We start from the raw sequence: 26244 nt of genomic DNA on the forward strand, positions 1-26244 counted from the left end.
AATTTTAAAAACTAATGATGTCTTCGAGATCTCCCTCGTCGCTATTTAAAAACTTGTCCATTTGCTGATAACTTACTTCGCCTGTTAATCCATAGTCAGAAGGTGTTAAAGACTGCTGACTTCCGGCCTGCGTGATACAATGTGTAATCAGCTCTTTTAAACGGACGATATAAAGCACAGCTATTGATTCAATCGTAGAGGCCTCATAATGCCACGTACTGTAACTCCAGTTCAGAGAAAGCTGTCCGTCTTGCACCAATCCGGTTACAGAAAGCCATTCACGCATTGGATAACTGGTACTTATTTCCTGACCAGCAGATTCTTCTGCATAAGTAAACACACCATCCGCACTAGTGATGTTATCAAATTGACCGAGATAATTAAAGACAATATTCCATGGTGCAGCATCCTGAAGTGCTGGTTCTCTGTTGATATATTTCAGTACACCGTAACCAATACCTTTGTCAGGGACTTGTCGGAGTTGTTCTTTAATACTTTTGATCAGATTACCAGTATCATTACTTTCACGTTCATCAGTAGCCAGTAATACCGGGTAAAGGTTAGTGAACCAACCCACAGTACGGCTCGTATCTATATCAATTCCCAGCTCTTCCCTTCCGTGACCTTCCAGTCCGATAACCACCTGTTTTTCACCACTCCAACCGTTGATCGTCAAGGCCAGCGCCGTTAATAACAAGTCATTGATTTCCGTATTGTAAACCGCTGAAACTTCTTGTAATAACTGCTGTGTGAACACCTTATCCAGCTGCATAGCGAACGAACCAGTGTCTTTAAGCGTAACCAGAGTTTCCGGAGTTTTATCCGTAGGCAAATAGGTAGCTGAGCGGACAACCTCTTTCCAGTAAGGCAATTGTGAGCGCAATACTGAAGATTTTCCGTACTGTACCAACTGGTTGTGCCACTGTCTGTAAGCGCTGCTTTTTTCACCCAGGCTGATCACTTCTTTTTTCAACCCGGCTTCCAGTAAGCGTTCCATGTCTTCCAGTAAAACACGCCACGATACACCATCTACGGCAAGGTGATGCACTACAAAAAGCAATCGGTTATACACCTCGAAATCAGGAGTTTCCATCCACACAAACTGGATCAGCGGGCCGTTGGTAATATTTAGGGAAGCCTGATAATTTTCACAGTTTTCAGTAATGGTTTCTTCCAATGCTGATTGAGCTACGACAGTCAGATCTTCATAACTCAGCTGTACATATTCATCGCTATAAGTTTGAACCCATTCGTTTTCATTCTTATGGTAAGAGAACCTGAGCGCATCATGATGTTCCTGTAATTGCTTCAGTATATCGGATAATGTTTCCTGATCAATACGTTTGTCCAGGTTCAGTAACACACTCTGATTGAAATGATTGATTGCATTTTTATCGACCAGTTCTTCTTCAAAGAACCATTGTTGGATCGGCGCAAGACCAGCTGTTCCTTCCAGCTGTCCCTGTTCTCCTTTAACCAGCCCCGCTGTATTTTTACGTGCAATAGCAACAGTTGCCAGCTGTGCGATAGTCTGATGGATGAATACATCTTTAGGTTTCAGATGACATCCTATCCACTTAGCCCGGCTGACTACCTGTATCGTGATAATAGAATCACCACCCAGTCTAAAGAAATTATCGTGTATACCTACTTTAGTAATGCCCAGCAATTCCTGCCAGATGTTTGCTAATCCGGCTTCGGTTTCGTTACGTGGTGCAACATAAGATGTCGTATCAATTTCGCCATCAGCAACAGGCTGAGGTAAAGCTTTACGGTTTACTTTTCCGTTCGCTGTCAGTGGAATAGCTGTTAATTCCACCCAAAGTGCAGGCACCATGTAAACTGGTAAACGTGTTTTCAGAAACTCTTCTAAAAGCTGTCTGTCAAATACACCTGATGGTACGATATAAGCCACTAAACGCTTATTACCATGATCATCCGGGTTCACGATCACTACCGCCTGATTAACCAGTTCGTTTTGCAATAACACCGTTTCTATTTCTCCCAGTTCAATACGGTACCCCCTGATTTTAACCTGTTCATCTGTTCTTCCCAAATACTCTATATTTCCATCTGCCAACCAGCGTGTCAAATCTCCGGTACGGTATAACCTTTCCCCGGCTATAAATGGATGGGCAACAAATTTTTCTTCCGTCAATTCTGGTAAATTCAGATAACCTCTTGCCAGCTGCGTACCGCTGATACAAAGTTCACCCGGTGTTCCTATGGCAACAGGTGCCAGATTAGCATCAAGAATATAAGCTTTGGTATTGGATATAGGTTTACCGATAAATGGCAGCGTATCATTTGTAGCTGCTGATAAAGTATAATTAGTCGCAACAACTGTATTTTCTGTTGGCCCGTAATTATTAACCAGTGCATACGATAAATGAGTTACATCTACCGGTGGTAAACGGTCACCTCCTGTAAGCAGATATTGCAGCGCATTAGTCTGCTGCTGTAAAGCATCAACTATTTCTTTAACCAGACCTGTAGCCACAAAACTATGCGTGATACCGGCTGAGCTATAATGTTTGGCAACTTCTTCCGGAGATAAACGTGTGTCATCATCCAGCAAATGCAAAGTACTTCCAGCACCTAGATAAGGCCAGATTTCCCAGCCAAAAGCATCAAATCCGATACTTGCCATGGCAGTCGCTTTACTTTCAGCAGTGACTTCATAAGCGCCGATATGCCAGTTGACCAAATTCACCACACTCTGGTGTTCTACCATTACTCCTTTCGGACGACCAGTTGAACCCGAAGTATAAATTACATAGGCAAGCTGATTTGGCAAAATGTCTGAATTGAACACTACTTCTTCGTTACTCCAAATCGCATCCAGCTCTTCAATCAAGATCAGGCTTGCCTCTTCTTTATGGCATAACGCTGCATATTTATTATTCGTGATGACCAGGCTGCTGTTACAATCTGCTAACATGTAAGCGATACGGTCCTGCGGATAACCAGCGTCAACAGGTACATAAGCACCTCCCGCTTTCAGGATACCCAGAATACTGATAATCAGTTCCGGGCTTCTGTCCAGACAAACCGGAATCAGCTGTTCTGCATCAACTCCTTTGCCTTTCAGCTCCTGTGCCAGCTGATCAGATTTTCTGTCCAGTTCTCCATAAGTCAGGCTGATATTTTCAGCTACCAATGCGATTGCATCAGGATTATTCAACGCCTGTGCTCTGAATAGAGATACTAAGGTTTGATCTGCTGTAACCGGATAATTAACCGGAGCGGTTGCGAAATCTTCTAATACTTGCTGTTCTTCTATTGTTGTCAGGAAATTAATGCTGCTAATCTGCTGTTCAGGCTCAGAAAGAATTGCTTGCAATAACTGTTCATAATGTCCTGCCATCCGGGCGATAGTAGCTGCATGGAACAAATCCGTACAATATTCTATACTCAGATCCAGCCCATCTTCATTTTCTTTCAGCACAAAAGTGAGCTCAAATTTTGAAGAAGTATGCTCAGTTTCTTCTACAGATAAGACCATATCCCCCAATTTCACTTCAGCTTCTTCCGGTGTATTCTGCAATACAAACATCACCTGGAATACTGGTGTTCTGCTGATGTCCCGGTTTTCAACTACCGCGTCTACAACCTTTTCAAAAGGTGTATCCTGGTAAGTATATCCTTCTAAAAGGGTTTCTTTAACCTGTTTCAACAAGTCGCTGAATGCAGGTTGTCCGCTTAAATTGGTACGTATAGCAAGGGTATTGATAAAGAAACCGATCAGTCCCTCTACCTCTTCCTGTTTTCTTCCTGCTACTGGTATACCCACTGCAATGTCATCCTGACCGCTATATCTGTACAGCAATACTTTAAATGCAGCCAGTAAAGTCATAAACAAAGTCGTGCCCTGCTGCTGGCTGAATTGCAACAATTGTTTGCTTAATTCAGTATCCAGTTTAAAGTCAGCCATCGCACCATTTGTACTTTGTACAGCTGGCCTGGTAAAATCAACAGGCAGATCCAATACAGTGGTATCAGCCAATTGCGTGGTCCAGTAATCCAGTTGTTTAGTCAAGACTGTTCCCTGTAAATAATTGCGCTGCCACATTGCATAATCCGCGTATTGTAATGGCATTGGTGACAATGACGCTTCGCGTTGTTCTACATGTGCATTGTATAATTCAGTCAGTTCTTTCACAAGTATACCTTCAGACCAGCCGTCAGAAGCAATATGGTGGGTAACCAAGACTAACAAATGAGCTGTTTCACTGTGCTTAACTAATCCGGCTCTTAACATATGATCTGCAGACAGATCAAAAGGAGTTTGAATGAACGCTTGAATCGCAGTGGTAAAATCTCCCGATCCTGATTCCGGTTCAATAGCAGACAACTGCCACTGATTTTGTGCTAATATTTGTTGATAAGCACTATTGTCTTCCTCAGACCAGTGAATTACACTTCTTAATACTTCATGTCTGTTCACAATTTGCTGAATAGCATATTGCAGACTTTCTCTGTTCAATTCACCTTGTAATTTAAATACACCCGGTATATGGTAATGAACAGTTCCTTCCAGCCTGTCAATGAACCATAAACGCTCCTGGCTGAATGAAAGCGGAATATGCTGCGGACGTAATTGTGCAGTTACCGGTGGCAATAAATCAGCAGGATGCTGTGCCAACAGAAAATCTGCCTGACCGGCAATCGTTGGATAGACAAATATATCTTTCACGACCAGTTCTGCTTTCAGTCTGCTGCGGATGAGTGCAAGCAACCTGATCGCCAGCAGGGAATGCCCGCCACGCTCAAAGAAATTATCATTTACACCAACTTCTGTGGTTTCTAAAAGCTCTTCCCAGATCCTAACCAGTGTTTGTTCTGTTTCATTACGCGGAGCTGCATATAAGTTATTCACTAATAACGCGGCTGATGGATCAGGCAATAGTTTCCGGTCCACTTTTCCATTCGCTGTTAAGGGCAGCTGCTCCAATTCTACTAAGACTGGTACCATGTACTCAGGTAATTTTTGCAGCAGATATTGACGGATTGTATCTTTATCCGCAGCTGCGCCTGTGATATAGCCAACCAGGTTTCCTGATTTCACAACCACAACTGCCGCTGTCACCTGTTCATGCTGCAGCAATACTTTTTCTATTTCTCCCAGCTCAATACGATAACCGCGGATTTTCACCTGATCATCAATACGCCCTAAGTATTCAATAGTTCCGTCTGCCAGCCAGCGTCCAAGATCTCCCGTTTTGTACATTCTTTCCCCCTGTAGATTGGTAACAAACTTCTCTGCAGTCAGCTCCGGGCGGTTCAGATAACCACGTGATACCCCAACCCCGGTTACACAAATCTCTCCTGGAATTCCCAGTGCACATAAACGTCCGGATTTATCCAGAATGGAAATATGCAGGTTCTGTACCGGTTTACCTAAAGGAACGCTGTTACCAACTGGTGTTTCATACATTACAAAATGTGTAATATCATCTGATGCTTCCGTTGGCCCGTAAGCATTCACGACCGGAATATTTCCATAAAGAGGATGGCTGAACCATTGCTCCAGTAAAGGCTGGTTAACAGCTTCACCAGTCACCAGTAAATACTGCAGTTTTTCCAGTTTCACATCCAGCTCTTCCTGCAACAATGCGCTCAGATAAGAAGGCACCAATTCAAGAATAGTAATTTCATCCTCAGCAACTTGCCCGATAAAAGAAACCGGTTGTAAAATCAGTACATCATCGTAGATAACTGTGCGGCCACCACACAATAGCGCGGCAAACATCTGCCATACAGAAATATCAAAAGTATAAGATGCAGTATAAGCCAGCACAGATGCTGCATTTAACTGCAAGTCATTTACTTTGGCAAATAAGTGATTCAGCATCCCATCATGTTCTACCAATACCCCTTTTGGCGTACCTGTAGATCCAGAAGTATAAATCACATAAGATAAATCTTGCGGTGTAGCGATTGTTGCTGGATTAGTGACCGGATATTGTTTCAGCATTCCCCTTTCCACATCCATTAAAACTAATGTGGCAGAAGTAGCTGGTATCACATTACTCACTGTACTGTTACTGATCACGATCGTTGCCTTCGCATCTTCCAGTAAATAACTGATCCGGTGCGGCGGGTAATTAGTGTCCACAGGGATATAAGCCGCACCAGCTTTCATAACCCCTAAAATGGAAATAATCATTTCTGGTGAACGGTTAATACATACCGGTATCAGAATATCTGGTTTAGCTCCTGAAGTAATCAAATGATAAGCCAGCTGATTCGCCTGCTCGTTCAGTTGCCGATAAGTTAAAGTATCATTTTCATAGACCAGGGCAACCGCATCAGGTGTATTTGCAGCTTGCTTTTCAAACAGGCTTACAAACGTTTCATCCTGAGGATAACCAACCAATGGCCCCTGTCCTATTTCTTGTAATGTATTTTCTTCTTCTTGTGTCAGCATTACCAGTGCTGCAATATCCTGTGATGGTGTTTCCACAACAGATCTCAGCAGCTGCTGATAATGTCTGCCCATGCGGGCAATCGTATCCCCGGCAAAAATGTCCGTGCAGTAATCTATGCTTAACTGTAATACGCCTGCTTCTTCTGCAAGGGTAAAAGTAAGATCGAACTGCGCCACTACATGCTCATTTTCAACTGCTGAAATAGCGATCTCATGGAAACCATCCGCACTCGTGGCAACCGTATCCTGCATCACAAAAAGCACCTGGAACAGCGGGCTTCTGCTTAAGTCCCTGGTTTTCACTACCGCCTCTACTATTTTTTCAAAAGGCATATCCTGATGCTCGTATCCATCCAGCAACGTAGTTTTAACGCGCTGTAATAAATCAGCAAAAGAAGGATTTCCGCTCAAATCAGTATGGATCGCCAATGTATTGACAAAGAAACCAATCAGCTCTTCCACTTCCTGTTGTCTTCTGCCTGCTACCGGAGTACCCACACAGATACTCTCCTGACCACTATAACGGTGCAGTAAAACCTGGAAAGACGCAAACAAAGTCATAAATAAAGTAGCCGATTGCTCATTACTTAAGGCATGCAAACCGCTCGTTAACTCTTCTTCTATTTCAAAACGCAATACAGCACCATTTGTACTTTGAACAGCTGGTCTTGGATAATCTGCCGGAAGTTCCAGCGGTTCCAATCCTGCAAGTTGTTTTTCCCAATAAGCCTGTTGCTGCGCTAAAACTGCTCCGGTCAGATAGGCCCTTTCCCATAACGCATAATCTGCGTATTGTATAGGTAAAGGAGCTAAAGAAACTACCTGCTGCGTAGTATAAGCATTGTAAAGCGTTGTAATTTCATTCACCAGCAGAGACACTGACCAGCCGTCAGAAGAGATATGGTGCATCACTATCGCCAGCCTGTATTCATCCGCTGCTAAAGTGATCAATCCAGCTCTCAGCATATGATCTGCCGACAATATAAATGGACGGTCAATAAAGTCAACAATAGCTGATTCTGCTATTTCTTCCAGTTGCCATAAATCTGAAGGCAATACCTGCTGCTCAACCATTCCGCCATATGGAGCTTGCAGCACCACTGTTCTTAAGATCTCATGGCGGTTAATTACCTGTTGTATCGCATATTGTAAAGCTTCTTTATTCACCCTGCCCTGCATTTTCAGCACCGCAGGAATATGGTAATGTGTACTGCCTTCCAGCTGATCAATGAACCATAAACGCTCCTGTCCAAACGACAGTGGTATACGTTCCGGCTTAGGCTGTACGGTAATTGCCGGCAATAAAATCCGGTCTGATGATTTGTCTGCATAAGCCGCCAATGCTGCAATAGTTGCATGTGCAAACAGCTCTTTTACCTGCATTTCTACTTTCAGCTCTCTGCGCATGGCACCTAATAACCGGATAGCCAGCAGGGAATGTCCCCCCAGTTCAAAGAAGTTATCATAAATACCAATGCGGGCTACCGCTAATAATTGCTGCCAGATCGCTGCAATTTTCACTTCCGTAGCGGTACGCGGTGCGATATATTCATGTTCAGACAATGCACCTGCCTGTGGATCAGGCAATTCTTTGCGGTTTACTTTTCCGTTGGAGGTCAGCGGGATTTCTTCCATCAATACCCAGATCGCAGGCACCATATATTCCGGTAACCTATCACCAAGCCAGTTTTGTACGGCTTCTTTATCGAATTCTTTTTCAGGTACCACATAAGCTACCAGTTGTTTATCACCAGAATGACCCGTTCTTGCCAATACCACACTATTGCTCACCAGTCCGCTCAACTGTAAAGCGCTTTCAATTTCTCCAAGCTCAATACGGAAACCGCGGATTTTTACCTGATCATCAATACGGCCTAAATATTCTATATTCCCATCCGGATACCATCTTGCCAGATCACCTGTACGGTATAATCTTTCCCCTTCTGCAAATGGATTGGCGATAAATCTTTCCGCTGTTAATTCTGCTCTGTTCAGGTATCCTCTGGCAACACCAGCACCACTGATATAAAGTTCTCCCGGCACACCTATCGGTACCAGATTTTGTTGTCCGTCCAGAATGTAGGCACTCAGCGTTGGTATCGTTTTACCAATAATACTCGCGCTACTGTTCAAATGCTGTTCATCAAGCAATTGATAAGTAACATGCACCGTTGTTTCAGTAATACCGTACATATTGATCAGCAGACAATCTGTATAAGCCTCTCTCCACGGTTTCAACTTCCCTGGGTTCAATGCTTCCCCGCCAAAAATCACATAACGTACAGAAATCGTGTCGGTATAGGTAACCAGGTAATCCTGCAACACATAAAATGAAGATGGAGTCTGGTTCAGTACGGTCACTTTTTCTTCGGCTAATAATTTCGCAAACAAAGTGGTATCACGGGATATATGCTTAGGTACAATGACCAGGCGGCCACCGTAAAACAGCGCACCATACATTTCCCAAACCGAGAAGTCGAAACAGAAGGAATGAAACATAGTCCAGACATCCTGCTCATTAAAATCATATAGTGGTGATTCTGTTTCAAACAACCTGACTACATTCACATGTTCAATCAGCACTCCTTTAGGACGGCCTGTAGAACCGGAAGTATAAATTACATAAGCCAGATTATCCGGATCCACTTTCACCATTACCGGAGAAACTGGATATTGGCTGATCAGCTCCTGGTCTGTATCCATTTCAACCAGCTTACGGATGCTGCTGATAGATTTTAATGTTTCATTATCAGTGCTGTTACTGATCACAATAGTCGCCGCCGTATCTTCCACCATATATTGAATACGGTCTTGTGGATAAGCAGGGTCCATTGGTACATAAGCACCACCTGCTTTTAACACGCCTAATAAAGCGACAATCATGTCCGGTCCATTGCTCATGCAAACCGGCACGAGCATTTCTTTAGTCAAACCTATCTCACATAAGTAGTGTCCCAACTGATTAGAGCGTTCCTGCAACTGACGGTAAGTCAAATGACTGGTTTCATAACTTACTGCAATTGCATCAGGCGTTTTAATCGCCTGCGCTTCAAAAAGTGATATAATAGTTTCTTCCTGAGGATAACCTGTCGGTACACCCGTAAAGACTTCTAACAATTGAGTAGATTCCTGCACAGGAAGAATGATACTTTCTTTGATCAATCCTGTATAATCAGTCAGATAAGCCTGAATGATATTGTTGAAATATTCCAGCAGCTCAGCCAGTTTTTTACCTGATTTCAGCTTTTTACGTAAGATATACTGGATGCTGAATGTATCACCTGTTGTATTAACCGTACAATCCAGGTAAGTGTTGGTCAGCTCATAACCTGCAATAGCCAATTCCTCTTGTGCAGATTCATCAGCAATGGTTTCTGCAATCCCCGCATCCAGTTTATTGTAAACGTGGAAATTGATATAATTGAATAAAGCATCAAAGAATGGATTGTCATGAGACGACTGCTCTCCGGTAGCCTTTGTGATCTCAAAAAGGCTGGTTCTGTCGCGTTCTTTCAGTGACAACAATTGCGCTTCTATAGCCTCAAAATAGCTGCTCCATGTCAACTCTTCAGCAGAGATTTTTAACCTGAAAGGATTTGTATTCAGGAAACAGCCCAATAACTGATCCGCATCTTCAACCAGCGGCCTGTTATTGGTCACCAGACCTACAGTTAATTCATCTTCTTGTGTAAGCAAATTCAGCGCATACAAATAAGCCCCCATTGCCAAACCTTTCAGAGAGATATTGTCCTGTTTTGTTCTTTCTTTCAATAAGGTAACCACATCCGCATCAAACTGATGGTTTAAGACCTGGAAGTCATTTTCTGTGGTAAAAATATCAAGACGTTTATAATCTTCCAGTTCATTTTCCCAGAACTGTGTATGGTCATCACTATTTTTTGCGATCAGACTTTCAATGATAAAATCCTTATAAGTACATTTCAATAAAGGCAATACAACCTGCTCCGGCTCACGGATCAATTGATTACATAAATTGAAGAGTTCTGTATTCAGAGAAGCCAGGCTCCACCCATCCAATATCGCATGGTGAAACTGGAAAGCCAGGATATTCTGCTCTTTTTGGGTAAACACAGCCGCTCTCCATAAAGGTGCTTTTTCAGGAATAAAAGGAGTAGCTCTTTCTTCTTCCAAATACCGCTCTACAGTATCTTTTACAAACTCTTCTTTTAAATCCTTAATATCAAATGATGGAATGATTACATCAATAGTTTTATGAACAAGCTGAAGATCATTCCCATCTACATCAAGTTTAAAAGCAGTCCTTAAAATACTATGTTTCGCGGCTAACAGTTCATACGCTCTTTTCAATAAGCCTGCATCAAAAGTTACCGGAACCGGACATACAAACTGATCATGATATAATGCCTCCTTTGGATTTAACAGCGAAACATAAATCATTCCGCGTTCAATATCACTCATCGGATAAACATCTTCAATCGCTGCTGCATTTTCCAGTTTCGGAAGCATCGTATTTTTCAGTTCTGCTATTTCTGCTGTGATCTGATCGTATAATACTCTGCTGTTTAATAAAACAGCTTTGCTATCTACAACCGTTCCCAGTTGCGCAACCGTAGCAGCTTTATAAACTTCAAATACCTTTACTTCTTTATTAAATAGTTGCTTGATCTTACTCACAACCCTGATAATACTGATGGAATCTCCTCCCAGTTCAAAGAAGTTATCATGAATACCAATGCGTTCTGCCCCAAGGAGTTCCTGCCAGATTGAGCTTAGTTTTTCTTCTGTTTCATTGCGTCCGGCTTCATACACGGTGCTTAACAACTTATCCACCTCCGGCTCTGGCAATGCTTTACGGTTGACTTTTCCATTGGATGTCAGCGGAATATCTTCTACCATCACCCATATAGCCGGCACCATATATTCTGGTAAACGTGTACCCAGCCATTTCTGCACCGCTTCTTTGCTAAATGCCGCTTCTGGTACCACGTAACCTACCAATTGTTTATCGCCTGAATGACCTGTTCTTGCTAAAACCACACTATTGCTCACCAGACCACTTTCCTGTAAACAGCTTTCAATTTCTCCAAGCTCGATACGGAAACCGCGGATTTTCACCTGATCATCAATACGGCCCAGGTATTCAATATTTCCATCCGGATACCAGCGCGCTAAATCACCTGTACGGTATAATCTTTCTCCCGCTTCAAATGGATTGGCAATAAATCTTTCCGCAGATAATTCTGCCCTGTTTAAATACCCTCTGGCCACACCAGCACCGCTGATGTAAAGTTCTCCCGGAACGCCAATTGGTACAGGGTTCTGTTTCGCATCCAGAATATAGGCGCTTAACGTTGGTATTGTTTTACCAATGATGCTCGCGCTGCTGGTCAGGTGCTGGTCATCAAGCAACTGATAAGTAACATGCACCGTTGTTTCGGTAATACCGTACATATTAATCAGCAGACAGTCCTGATAAGCTTCCTTCCATGGTCTGAGTTTTCCCGGATTTAATGCTTCTCCGCCAAAAATTACATAACGTACCGCTATCGTATCCGTATAAGTAACCAGGTAATCCTGCAGCACATAAAATGAAGACGGGGTCTGGTTCAGTACAGTCACTTTTTCTTTAACCAGCAATTCAGCAAACAAGGTAATATCACGGGAAATATGTTTAGGCACCAGGACTAAACGCCCGCCATAAAACAGTGCGCCATACATTTCCCAAACCGAGAAGTCAAAACAGAACGAGTGAAACATCGTCCATACATCCTGTGCATTGAAATCATATAATGGCGTTTCCGTTTCAAATAACCTAACCACATTCCTATGTTCAATCAATACCCCTTTAGGGCGGCCAGTAGAACCAGAAGTATAAATTACATAAGCCAGATTTTCTGCATTTACAGCTACAGGCACTGGTTCAGTTGAATATTTACTGATCATTTCAAAATCAGTGTCCATTTCAACCAGTACACGGATTGCATCAATAGTTTTTAAAACATTACTGTCAGCACTGTTACTGATCACAATAGCAGCTGCGGTATCTTCTACCATATATTGAATACGGTCTTCAGGATAAGCAGGGTCCATAGGTACATAAACACCACCCGCTTTTAATACACCCAGGATGGCTACGATCATATCCAGTCCGTTATTCATGCAAAGCGGTACCAGTGTTTCTTTCACTACACCGATACTGGACAAATAATGTCCAAGCTGGTTAGCGCGTTCATGCAGCTGACGGTAGGTCAAATGATCAGCTTCATAACTTACCGCAATAGCATCCGGTGTTTTAAGTGCCTGTGCTTCAAAAAGCGAGACAATAGTTTCTTCTTTAGGATAAGCTGCCCGTACACCCGTAAAGGTTTGCAGCAACGTCTGTTTCTCTGGTGCAGTCAATAAAGGCAACACACTGATCTGCTGTGCGGGAGTAGTGGTCACTGCCCTTAACAATTGTTCAAAATGCCCGGCCATTCTGCTGATGGTTGCAGGTCTGAACAAATCTGTACAGTATTCAATGTTGAGGATTAACCCGTCTTCAGCTTCTTCCATATTGAAGATCAGGTCAAATTTTGCGGTAGTCAGCTCTACTTCATCTTCTGTTAAAGTAAGGCCCGGCATAGCCCAACCCGCATGATCCGGTACGTTTTGTAAAACAAACATCACCTGGAACAATGGGCTGATGCTCATATCCCTGCTTTTCACTACCGTATCCACTACTTTTTCAAATGGCAATTCCTGATGCTCATAAGCTTCCAGCAACGTAGTTTTTACCTGCTGCAATAATTCCGTGAAAGAAAGATTTTCATTCAAACCAGCACGTATAGCGATCGTATTGATAAAGAAACCAACCAGTTCCTCCACTTCCTGACGGCTTCTGCCTGCTACGGGAGTACCGATACAAATATCTTCCTGTCCGGTATAGCGGTATAATAACACTTGTAAAACAGACATCAGCGTCATAAACAATGTAGTACCTTGCTGCTGACTTAACTCATTCAATGCTTTACTGAGTTCTGGGTCTATGCTAAAAGTCAGCATCGCGCCTTTTGTACTTTGTACAACTGGTCTGATAAAATCAGTAGGCAAAGCGAGCGGTTCAAGACCAGACAACTGCTGTTTCCAGTAATGCTGTAATGATTCCAGGACCGCTCCCTTCAGATATTGACGTTGCCAGATTGCATAATCAGCATATTGTACTTCTGGTAAGGTCAATGCTGCCACGGTATTTTCCAGGTAAGCAGTATACAGCGCAGAAAGTTCACGAACTATAATAGCAGATGACCAGCCATCTGAAGCAATATGATGAATGGCTACAACCAGTATATGTTCTTCATTACCAAGCTGAATTAATCCTGCCCGAAGCATATGATCTGCCGACAAAACAAATGGACGGTCAATAAATGCACTAATCTGATGATGCAGCTCACCTTCCAGGGTCAACTCTTCCAGCTGCCACTGATCCGGTGCTAAAATATATTGGAAAGGAACTCCTTCTTTTTCTCTGATGACAGTTCTAAGCGCTTCATGACGGTTAATAATCTGTTGCAAAGCATAACTTAATGCCTGCTTATTGACCATGCCGTTCAATCTGAATACAGCCGGAATATGGTAATGTACACTTCCTTCCAGCTGATCAATAAACCATAAACGCTCCTGACTATAAGATAAGGGGATAAGTTCTGGCCTTGTCTGAACGATAATGCCAGCATGCAGCTCCTTAACTTCCATTAACCTGATATGAGCAGCCAGTTCATGAATAGTTGGACGTATAAATACGTCTTTAACCAGCAGTTCTGTGTGCATTTCTTTCCTGATCGCCGCGATCAGCCTGATCACTAATAAAGAGTGCCCGCCACGTTCAAAGAAGTTATCATAAATACCTGCCTGTGGAATTTCCAGTAAACGTTCCCAGATTTCAGCCAATTGCTGCTCGCTCTGATCACGTGGTGCTGCATATTCCCTTAAGGTAGCCGAAGCCACATCAGGCAATGCTTTTTTATCAATTTTACCATTGGCCGTTAATGGAAATACTTTCATCATAAAAATCACCGGCACCATGTATTCTGGTAATCTTTCTTTCAGGTATTCAGCCAGTTCGTCTCTGTCAGCTCCTTCTTCGGGAACAACATACCCGATTAAACGCTTAATACCACTTTCGTCCGCTTTAGCGACTACTACCGCCTGCGTTACCAAAGGATGATCCTGTAATACACTTTCTATTTCTCCAAGCTCAATACGGAAACCACGGATTTTAACCTGGTCATCCATACGGCCCAGATATTCCATATTTCCATCAGGCAACCATCTTCCAAGGTCACCTGTTTTGTACATTCTTTCACCAGCGTGTAATGGATCTTCTACAAATTTCTCTGCGGTCAGCTCAGGGCGTTTCAGATAACCACGTGCCACGCCGATACCGGCTACACAGATTTCGCCCGGTATGCCTATCGGACACTGCTGCCCCGCACTATCCAATACATATAACCTTAGATTTTGTATCGGTACACCCACTGGAATATTTACTGCATCCGGCGTATCACTCATGAAGTAAAAACTTACATCATCAGAAGCTTCTGTAGGGCCATAAGCATTGACTACCTGTATAGATTTGAAACGCGGATGTGCAAACCATAACGCCAATAATGCACGTGTTACGGCTTCTCCGGTAACCAGCAGATATTGTAAAGCACTTAAAGTCACCTCTGTCTCTTCCTGCAATACTGCATTCAGATAAGAAGGTACTAACTGAAGTAGTGTTACCTCCTGCTGATCAACTGTTCTGATCAGCGCATCCGGACGAAGGATCAGACTTTCCGGATAAATAATAGTGCAACCACCACAAATCAGCGTATTTACCATTTGCCATACAGAAATATCAAAAGTATAAGGCGCGGTAAAAGCAAGGATAGTTTTTTCGTTCATCGTGAACTCATCCACCATGGCCAGCAAGTGGTTGAATAAACCAGCATGCTCAACCAGTACACCTTTTGGCTTTCCTGTAGATCCTGAAGTATATAACACATAAGCCAGATCTGCCGGAGTGGTCATAATTTCTGGTGAATCCACCGGCTGACTTTGCAATATTTCAAGGTCATGCGCCAATGCAATCACAGTAACCTTCAAATCTGAAGGTAAAACTGCCTGGCTCACAGGATCAGCAATCACGACAGCTGCCTCACAATCTGCCAGCATATAGCTGATCCTGTCTTGCGGATATTTTGGATCAACAGGAACATAAGCTCCTCCTGCTTTCCAGATACCTACAACTGCAACGATCATATCCAGTCCTCTATTCATACAAATAGGGACCATACTATCTCGTTTTACCCCTTTGGTCCTTAGATAATGTGCAAGCTGATTGGCCCGTTCATTTAATTCTGCAAAGCTCAGCACCTGTTCTTCAAATCTTAATGCTGGTGCATCCGGCGTATTTTTCACCTGCGTCTGGAAAGCATGAACAAAAGTCAGCTCATCCCCATAATTAATAAGCTGGCCGCTGGATATTTTCACCAGCTCTTTTTCTTCCTGTTCTGTCAGGATATTCAGCGCTCCTGTTTTTTGTTCAGGATCAGCTACTATAGCTTTCAACAACTGGTTATAATGACCAGCCATCTTTTGAATGGTTTGCGCACTAAACAGATCAGTACCATATTCAATACCTAATAACAGCTCCTCTCCTTTTGGAACTACGGTAAAAACTAAATCAAATTTAGCTGTGGTTTCTTCCAGATCCGTCGTAGTCAGGGACAAATCTCCCAATTCAAATACAACCTCATCCGGCATATTTTGTAATACAAACATGGCCTGGAACAGCGGATGTCTGCTCAGATCTCTGGTTGTGGCCACTGCCTCTACAATCTTTTCGAACGGCATATCCTGGTAATCATAGCCTTCCAGCAATGTCCCTTTGACCTGCTGTAAGAAGTCTGTAAATACAGGATTATCACTTAAATCGCTTCTTACAGCCAATGTATTCACGAAGAATCCAATCAGGTTTTCTTCTTCCTGTTGTTTCCTTCCAGCGAGTGGCGTACCTACACAAATGTCTGTCTGGCCGCTATAGCGGTATAACAAGACTTTAAACGCAGCCATCATGGTGATAAACAGCGTAGCCCCTTGCGCTTGCGTTAAGGTATTCAGCTGAGCAGTCAGTTCTTTGTCTAAAGTGAACCCTAATAGCGCACCATGGTTACTTTGAACAGCCGGTCTTGGATAATCAGTTGTTAAATTAAGCGGTGATAATCCGGATAATTTATTGATCCAATATTGCTTTTGTTGTTTCAGCACCTCACCCGTTACGTATGCTTTTTGCCATAACGCATAGTCAGCGTACTGTATTGGTAAAGACGGCAGCTGATGCTCCCGGTTTGCTATATAAGCTCCATATAATTCGGATAGTTCTCTGGCCAGAATAGCTACCGACCAGCCATCAGAAGCAATATGGTGCATGGTAATCAACAATGTATATTCATCAGTTGCCTTGTTTAATAAACCTGCACGTAACGAATGATCCGCAGCCAGATCGAAAGGCTGATTGGCTAAGTCATGAATTCCATCAGTGTTATCCACCTTCTTAAGCGCCCACTCATCAGCAGCTAAAATATGCTGATAAGCAACGCCTTCTTCTTCTCTGATGACAGTTCTCAGCACCTCATGCCTGTTGACAATCGTTTGCAGCGCATATTGTAAAGCCTCACGGTTTACTTTCCCTTTGATATGCAGTACCGTAGAAATGTGATAATGTGTACTTCCTTCCAGGCGGTCAATAAACCATAAACGTTCCTGGCTAAAGGACAATGGGATATGAACGGGCCTTACCTGTGGAGTAAGTGCGGGTAACAAAATACTATTCTCCTGCTGCTGAATATGTACAGCCAGCGAAGCAATGGTACGGTGGATGAAAATATCTTTCACTGCAAGCTCCACCTGCAATTGTTTACGGATAGCTGCAATTAACCGGATAGCAAGCAGCGAATGTCCTCCCAATTCGAAGAAATCATCATTTACACCTGCGCTATCTATCGCCATTAAATCTTCCCAGATCACCGCCAGTACTTGTTCCGTTGGATTACCCGGTGCTACATATATCTTTTTCTTAAGCAGCTCTCCTACAGGATCCGGCAATGCTTTTCTATCCACTTTCCCGCTGGTTGACATGGGGAAAAATTCCAATTCTACCACTAACGGGATCATGTATTCAGGAAGGACCTGCTTCAGATAAGCAGTCAATTCTTCCCTGTTATAATTTTCGGCAGGAATAATATACCCTACCAATTGTTTATTTCCGTCACCGTTTACTCTGGCCAGCACCACTGATTCCCTGACCAGTTTGCTTTGCTGTATCACGGCGGCGATTTCTCCCAATTCAACCCGGTAACCTCTGATTTTTACCTGATCATCTGTTCTTCCCAGGTATTCGATATTTCCATCTGGTAACCAGCGTGCCAGATCCCCACTACGGTAAAGCCTGGCATGCTGCATAAAAGGATCAGTAATGAATTTCTCAGCAGTTAACTCAGCACGGTTAAAATAACCTCTGGCTACCTGAACTCCACCAATATGTAACTCTCCCGGTACACCTATTGGCACCAGTTGTCCTGATTCATCTAAAATATGTACGGATACATTAGCGATCGGTTTCCCGATAACCACCCTTCCTTTTTCTTTAACCGGGTCATCAGATAAAGTTGCACAAACCGTATTTTCTGTTGGTCCGTAAGCATTTACCAAACGGATACCATAAGCTTGAATTTTACGTGCTGCTTCACTGTTCAGCGCTTCTCCTGCCGATACAATAGTTTTAACCGAAACAGGTATATTATCCTTAATGACATTCAGATAAGATGGTGGCAGGGTAACTACTTCAACCCCGTAATCGTTCATAAACCTACTGAAACGATCTGCAGATAAAATATCTTCCTTTTCCGGGATCACTAAACAGCCACCAGTTAACAGCGTATTAAAAAGCTCATAACAAGAAGCATCAAACCCGAAGGAAGCAAATTGTAATGTTCTCATACCCGGCGCTAAACGTAATGCTTTCGCCTGGCTTGAAGCCAGGTTCACGACCCCGCCATGTTCCACAAGCACTCCCTTTGGAGTTCCGGTCGAACCAGAAGTATAAATCATATAAGCCAGGTTATGCGGCCATAAAGAAGTCTTTATTTTGGTGCTTTTTTTATGCAAACTGGAAATAGCCGCATAGTCAAGTATAGTAATATCAAGTTTTTTTCCTGATGAAATCTCCTGTAAAGCTTCCGCAAATGCCCCATTAGTCAGACACCAGTTGCTATCAATATCTTCCAGCATAAACTTCACTCTTTCTGCCGGATATTGCGTGTCAACTGGTACATAAGCAGCACCTGCTTTCAAGATACCCATGATCCCGATGATCATTTCAAGCCCTCTGTCCAGGTAAATTGGTACCAGTGAATCTTCTTTTACTCCCTGATCTCTAAGGTAATGCCCCAGTTGATTGGATAGTTTATCCAGTTCCCGGTAACTTACCTGGGTTTGCTGATACCAAACTGCAATAGCATCCGGTGCTGCGTTCACTTTTTCTGCAAATACATCCAGAATAGTCCTGTTTCTGGCCAGCCTGTTTACTGGCTGATTAAATTCATGCAGCAATTGATGTTCATCTTCAGCAGTCAACATTGGAAGCTGACCAATTTGCAATGCAGGTAACCCGGCCGCGGCTTCCAGCAGTTGAATATAATGTTCAGCCATTCTTAGAATTGTATCCCGCTCAAACAGATCTGTACAGTATTCTATGCCTAAAGTCAAGCCCTCTTTCTTTTCCGTAACGATAAAAGAAAGATCGAATTTAGCGATGCTGTGTTCTACATTCTCTGCTGTTGCGGAAATCCCTTCCAGTTTGATACTGGACAGGTCCATCGCATCCTGTAACAGGAACATCACCTGGAAAACAGGACTTCTGCTCATATCCCAGTTTTCTCCCGCTACTTTCACCACTTCATCAAAAGGCAGATCCTGATGTTCGTAACTTTCCAGCAGTGTTTCTTTCACCATTTGCAGTAATTCAGTGAAAGAAAGTGATCCGTTAACCTGGTTACGTATGGCAAGCGTGTTGACAAAAAAGCCAATCATGTTTTCCACTTCCTGCTGCTTTCTTCCCGCAAGAGGCGTACCTACGCATATATCTTCCTGATTGGTATACCGGTACAATAATGCCTTGCATACAGACATCAGTGTCATAAATAACGTGACGTTCTGTTCTTTATTGAAATGATTCAGTTTTTGCAATAAATCATTCCCGATTTCAACTTCAAGTATTGCTCCTTTTTTACTTTGAACAGGGGGCCTTGTATAGTCCGTAGCCAGGTTTAATGGCTCTGTTCCGGAAAGCTGCTTTCTCCAGTAATCCTGCTCTGCCTGCAAAACTCTGCCAGTCATATAGTTCCTTTGCCAGATCGCATAATCTGCGTATTGCAAAGAAAGCTGAGGAAGAAGGCTGTTCTGGTAACCCGCATAATGGTTATACAATACAGATAACTCCTTGATAATAATTGGCGTAGACCACCCATCCGCGGCAATATGATGGATAGTAATGGCCAGTATATGTTCCTCTGTTTCGCCCGCGATAATACTTGCACGCAGCATATAGTCGGCAGAAAGGTCAAAAGGGCGATACATGAATGCGGTGATCGCACCTTGCAAATCCACATTTGCATTGATTTCTTCAGTTTTCCAGTAATCTGCAGACTGAACCTGCTGATAGCCAATCCCGTCCTGCTGTCCAATTACCGTTCTGAGTATTTCATGACGGCTTACTATATCTTTTAAAGCAAACTGTAAAGCCTCTGTATTCAGTTTACCCTGTAATTTTAAGACCAGGGGGATATGGTAATGACTGCTCCCTTCCAGCTGATCAATAAACCATAAACCTTCCTGGCTAAAAGACAGCGGCATTCTGGTTGTCCGGGGTTGTGAAATAATCGTTAACTGTGTTCCTTTTTCTTGTTGCGCTATATGAGCAGCCAGTGCTGCAATAGTTGGATAAAGGAATAACTTTTTCATCGTGATGACCACCTGTAATTCCTTCGTAATCGCTGCAATTAGCCGCATACCCAGTAGTGAATGTCCTCCCAGTTCAAAGAAACTATCATAAACACCAATTGGTGATACTTGCAATAATTGCTGCCATTGTGCAGCCAGAAATTCTTCCGTTTGATCACGTGGGGCAACATATGCTGTCGTAATTACCGCTTCGGCAGTTGCATCGGGAAGCGCCTTTTTATCTATTTTTCCATTTGCGCTTAATGGCAATTGCTCCAGTTCTACAAGTGCCGGAATCATATAAGCAGGAAGTTTTTCCTTCAGATAATCAAGCACTCCATCTTTATCATATCCGGCCGCAGGCACAATATATCCAAGCAGTCGTTTGTTTCCGTTCACCTCTTCTTTTGCGATGACTACAGCCTGGCTCACAAAACCAGATTGCTGTAAAGCATGCTCGATCTCTCCCAGTTCAATACGGTATCCCCTGATTTTAACCTGATCATCAATACGTCCAAGGTATTCAATAGTCCCATCTGGCAACCAGCGGCCTAAATCACCAGTACGGTACATCCGCTGCGCCGGATCTGTACTAAAAGGATCTTTAATGAATTTCTCCTTAGTGAGTTCTGGTCTGCCAAGATAACCTCTTGAAACACCGATACCTGCTACACAGATTTCACCGGGAATACCCATCGGGGTTAACTCCATCGTCTGGTCAAAAATATGAATGCGCAGATTTCTTACGGGTTTACCCAGCGGGACATTAATATTTTTCGGCGTAGCATACATGATATGGTGCGTAATATCATCCGATGCTTCTGTAGGACCATAAGCATTAACTACCGGGATATTCGCATAATACCGGTGGCCAAACCACAGGCTTAATACATGCTGATTAACCGCCTCCCCTGTTACCATCAGATAACGAAGTTTCTCTAGCGGGATGTCCATTTCTTCCTGCAACACAGCAGCCAAATAAGACGGCACTAATTCCAGAATAGTAATCTGATCCTGTGCGACAGCCCCGATCAGCGCTGATGGTTTATAAATCAGTTCATCTGTATAAATAACAGTGCGTCCGCCACATAAAAGTGCAGCAAACATCTGCCATACTGAAATATCAAATGTATAAGACGCGGTAAAGGCCAATACCGTTTCTGCGTCCATTTCCAGATCTTCAATTTTAGCAAATAAGTGGTTGATCATTCCGGCATGCTCTACCATTACCCCTTTCGGTTTACCCGTAGATCCGGAGGTATAAATCACATAACATAAATCTTTACCTTCAGGGATAACCGCAGGATGGTCCCCAGGCTGTCCTTCAAAAACCGGGGAGCCTTCTTCAATCGTAATTACTTGTATAGAACTGGTGAGCTGCGCTTTTGTTTCTTTACTGCAAATCATCAGTTCAGCAGCGGTATCTTCCAGCATATAGTTGATTCTTTCTGCCGGATAAGAGGTATCAACAGGGACATAAGCAGCGCCCGCTTTCATAATACCTATGATCGCAATCAGCATCTCAATGGAACGTTCTATGCAAATTGGAATTATCGTATCCTTTTTTATACCAAGGCCATGCAGGTAATGGGACAACTGATTAGAACGTTCTTGCAGTTGTTTATAAGTTAATTCAGCTCCTTCCAGTTTAATGGCAACGGCATCCGGTCTGAGCGTTGCCTGTTCATCCAGCAATTCAGTTAACATTTTTGGATCATGTGCAAAAGAAGATGCCGGCGAATGGCTCAGTGATTTCAGTAATTCACGTTCTTTTCCTGGCAGCGTATTGATCTCTGAAATATCGCTATCCAGCATATAATCAAACTGATCTAACATGAAAAGAATACGTTCCGCCAGTAATCCGACCTCTTTCTTGTCAAAATACTGAACCTGGAAGTCCATTCTCAATTGTAAAGGCTGCTGCTGACCATAATCATACCAGAACATTTCCATTGGGAAAGGTAAATGTCCGCTGGGTACATTATTCGCTGTACCAGTCAGCCCATCGCCAAAGTCCAGCTGAAAATCCATTGGCGCATAATTCACTACAATTTCAATCAGTGCATCTTCTACCGCATTGATTTTGAAATGTCTGCTCAAATCACCTATCAGATAATTCTGATTGCGATAGTCTTCTCTTTGTGAAGCCGCAATTGATTTTAATAAATCTATAACTTTTGTTCCCGGAACACAGCTCCCTAAAAACGGGATTATGCCGGTAAACATTCCGGGGATAACACGCAGCTGTTTTGTTCTTCTGCGGTGTAAAGGTATACCAAAAACGAATTCAGATTGATCTTGTATACTGCTAAAATAGATCATCAGTGCCGCAAGAGTCAGTTGTTGTATAGAAGCCTTGGTTTTCAGCTGTAATGCTTCAAGCTTGCTCCTCTCCTGAGGCGTGAACTCCATAATGAAAGTATCACATTTCGTATTCCACTTTTCATCAGTCGGATACCTGCTGCTCAACACATGCGATGGTCTTTTTTCGAGTTTTTTCTTCCAGTAATCACCTTCAGCTTTATAAGCATCAGTACTATAGTAAGCAGCAGCCCTTGCCGCCTCTTCGATATAAGATGGATGTTTAAAAACAACAGCTTCACCAGTCACTAATGACTTGTATTTTTGAGCGACATACTGATTTAATCCTGAAAGACCGTAACCATCGGTAATCAGGTGGTGCAGTTTAAAATAATATAAATGTTCCTGATCTGTAACGTGGATCAGGTATTGTTCAGTCAGGATATTTTCTTTTTTTACTTCAAAGGGTATAGCCAAACGTTCTTTGATCCACTGCTCAATTTCCGCCCGTTTATTTTCTCCCTCTTCAAAAACGAGTTCTGGTAACTCAAATTTCTGGTAAGTATCATCTATGTAAATAACAGGTACCGGATCATTGAGATCAAATTTCATCTTCAGCGCATCAAAAATTTCTAAGGCCGAATTAACAGCCTGGATAAATTTTTCTTTATCCAGGGAGCCGGTTAATCTGATGTATCCCCCCACATTATAATATGGAGCTTCTGTATTGATCAATTGATCTATATACACATCTTGTTGTGCAGGGTGTAGCGGAAAAGTATGCAGTGACATAATTATTGTTTTTTAAGGTGTAGATGTAGTTGTGGAGGTATGGTGGAATTATAATTCCAGGATATTGACCGCTTTTAGGTATAGCGGTATTGCGTTTGATTTATCGCCTGCGCATGCAGACAGCAAATCCAATTCTTCAATTGTAATTCCGGTTTTCATAGTAGTTTTAAATTATCACAAACACTTTAATAGATTGCTCCAAAGTAAATATCGAATATTAATTTATTGATAACTATTGATTATGATTAACCTTAAAAAAGATCAATTTACAGTTAAAAACATTCGAAATTTTACAGTTTGGGCTTTGAGGGAGAGAGGTCATTATATTTATTTTTATCTGCCGGGCGGGACCCTGCAAAATAGAGTGAGCGTTAATTTATTTTTTTAAGACTTGATTTCAGCACAGCCTTACATCGACACAACCAACTGATATGCTTTAAGTTGTATCTGGCTATATTTTATGATTCAACAACTTTTACCTCGACAGGGTACAATTACATTCTCCTCCATTCTGGTCTTATTTTCCTGAACGGTAATACACACTGATTTATTCTCAGTAGTCTTCTGGTCTTTTTTACACGAAATGAAACCCAGACTAACGCTTGCAACAACGAATAGCATCATCAAATTTTTAAAAATCAATTGTTTTCTCATAAAAACACTTTAATAATCTTCAAGTATAAATTTTTAAAACTATAATCATTTCTTTATTACACGAATCCACATATTATCGTGGTTAATACTAAAGAACAGATTATGGATTTTAAATCATTTTTTTGACGAAATAATCAACAATTGTGAATATCTAAACGAAAAATGCGTCAAGGGTCTATCCTTGATAGTCCCTTGACGCATCATTCATTTAAAATTATTAATTCAAAGTCCACTGACTACTCCCGGCAGTCGCATTAATGGTGGTAGCCTGCGCAAACCCGCTTTGATTTTCTAAATTCAGGTAGGTGTTCTTCCATTCACTTTTAATCCTTTTAAAGCCATTGTAATCTTCAATTACCCAATAACTGCTATAAAAAGTATCAGGAATTACCGAACTTTCAGCATAGCTATATAAATGCTCAATATTCAGATAATGATTTGTGCTTACATTTTTAATCCTGGTATGTCCATTTACCTGCTCTAAAATCCATTTACAGCGGGCATCAGTATTGGAAGAACCATATTTAACCTGTCCGTTTTCTTCAAACAAAAAGGTATTCAGCCATTTATTTTTAATCGTAATACCAGTGCCCGCTGGTGGCGGCGTAGTTCCTCCCCCAATGCTGTTCAGTACCCCTTCAGCACTGCTCACCTGCTGCGCAGCAAAGTAACCAAACACCTGGTTAAGCTGCTGCTGAACACCGGAATTACCTTTATACTGTTTACGATATTGATATAAACGATAAATCAGTTCCAATTCATGCTGCCCATAAGAAACCCCCAGTTTTTGCTGCATAGTCGTTAAGAATCCATAGCCAAATTCTGCAGTAGGTTCAATCATAGTGCCCTCTCCGTAATCATTCCACGTTGCAAACTGAATAATCCCTACACTGGAAGCTAATGCTTTATCCAGTAAGGTTGAAAAAGTACTGGTCCCATTATAGGCAATCTGCCAGGTAGGTCCATCCGCTCCTCCAGCCTGGTAAAAAGACTTGAACCCGGGATAAACCACTCCGATTGAAATCGGAAAATCAGAAGCCTGTGCATAGTAGTTATTAACCACAGTAGGATGATCTTCATAAATCCATGGAAACTCTCCTCCTGCATTATTTGGCCCCACCTGGTTTGTATTCCCATACAATGGAATAACTTTTGGTTTTGGATTAAGACCTGCCAGGATCTGGTTCCATTCCGAAGGCTGATGAAAGGTTATTGGCCCAAAGTTTAAAACTACAGGCACATTATTCACCTTCAGATAATTACTTTGATTAAAATAATTATTCTGCATATAAACAAAGTCACCATTTGCGCCGCTGGTTTGCCCGGCATCCCAGTTCCGGTCTTCCTGCACAATACTGAATTGTAAACCCAGCGCATTTAGCCTGGAGATCAATGCGTTAGAATTTGCAAGGTTATCCGGATAATCATAACGTGCCCTTGTACCCGGCCAGTCAATCATGACCCCATCAACACCCGAATATTTCATCAGTAATAACTGGTATTCAATGATGTCAGGATCTCCAGAAGCATAAGGCCCTGTTTTGGGATAAGCATAAGCTGCGATCTGACGTTTACCATTGGTAATCACATCCGGATTTTGCGTGTTCATTTTCCAATGATACCCCCATGCACCTCTTGAATCCGGCGTTTCGAACCAGGGCATCCAGTGCATGAAAATTTTCTTGGAGGTTGACTTTGAAATTGCATTCGCTGCGGTAAGCGATTTAGATGTACCCATTTCATCTTGCTGTGGGGTGACTGACTTCTTACAACCCAGGCAAGCCATGGCTATAAGTAAGCAAATAGTTAATTGTTTCATAAGTAGAATATTTGGTGAGCTACCCTATGCTTTGCGCTTCAGGTATTTCTACAAATGACAGCAGTATATTCAGCTAATTAAAGTAATCCGGGTTCTCTGGGAAATAATATAAACTTACATTCAGAATTTAAATTCACAAAACACTAACAATCAGACAACTAAATACAATAAACAACGAATACTTTTACGAAGAATATAAACCAGAATTTAATGAGTAGCTTAATTACGTTCAAAATTCTATACA

At 42.3% G+C, this 26244-nt stretch carries 2 protein-coding genes; both read right to left on the reverse strand.

The genetic code is table 11. From position 1 onward, the window contains the following. Positions 1-4: 4 nt before the first annotated feature. Entirely contained in the window at positions 5-23527 is a 23523-nt protein-coding gene (locus LY11_RS14555; protein WP_111634399.1) for a non-ribosomal peptide synthase/polyketide synthase, read from the reverse strand. 871 nt (positions 23528-24398) lie between these two features. Further along, positions 24399-26000, reverse strand: coding sequence for a glycoside hydrolase family 71/99-like protein (locus tag LY11_RS14565; RefSeq protein ID WP_146610849.1), 1602 nt, complete (start codon positions 25998-26000; stop codon positions 24399-24401). Positions 26001-26244: the final 244 nt, after the last annotated feature.

This window comes from Pedobacter cryoconitis (genome assembly GCF_003259615.1).
Taxonomy (GTDB): Bacteria; Bacteroidota; Bacteroidia; order Sphingobacteriales; family Sphingobacteriaceae; genus Pedobacter; species Pedobacter cryoconitis.

Coding starts and splice junctions, on each gene's coding strand:
- LY11_RS14555 (WP_111634399.1), bottom strand. CDS start 23,527: ATGTCACTGCATACTTTTCCGCTACACCCTGCACAACAAGATGTGTAT.
- LY11_RS14565 (WP_146610849.1), bottom strand. CDS start 26,000: ATGAAACAATTAACTATTTGCTTACTTATAGCCATGGCTTGCCTGGGT.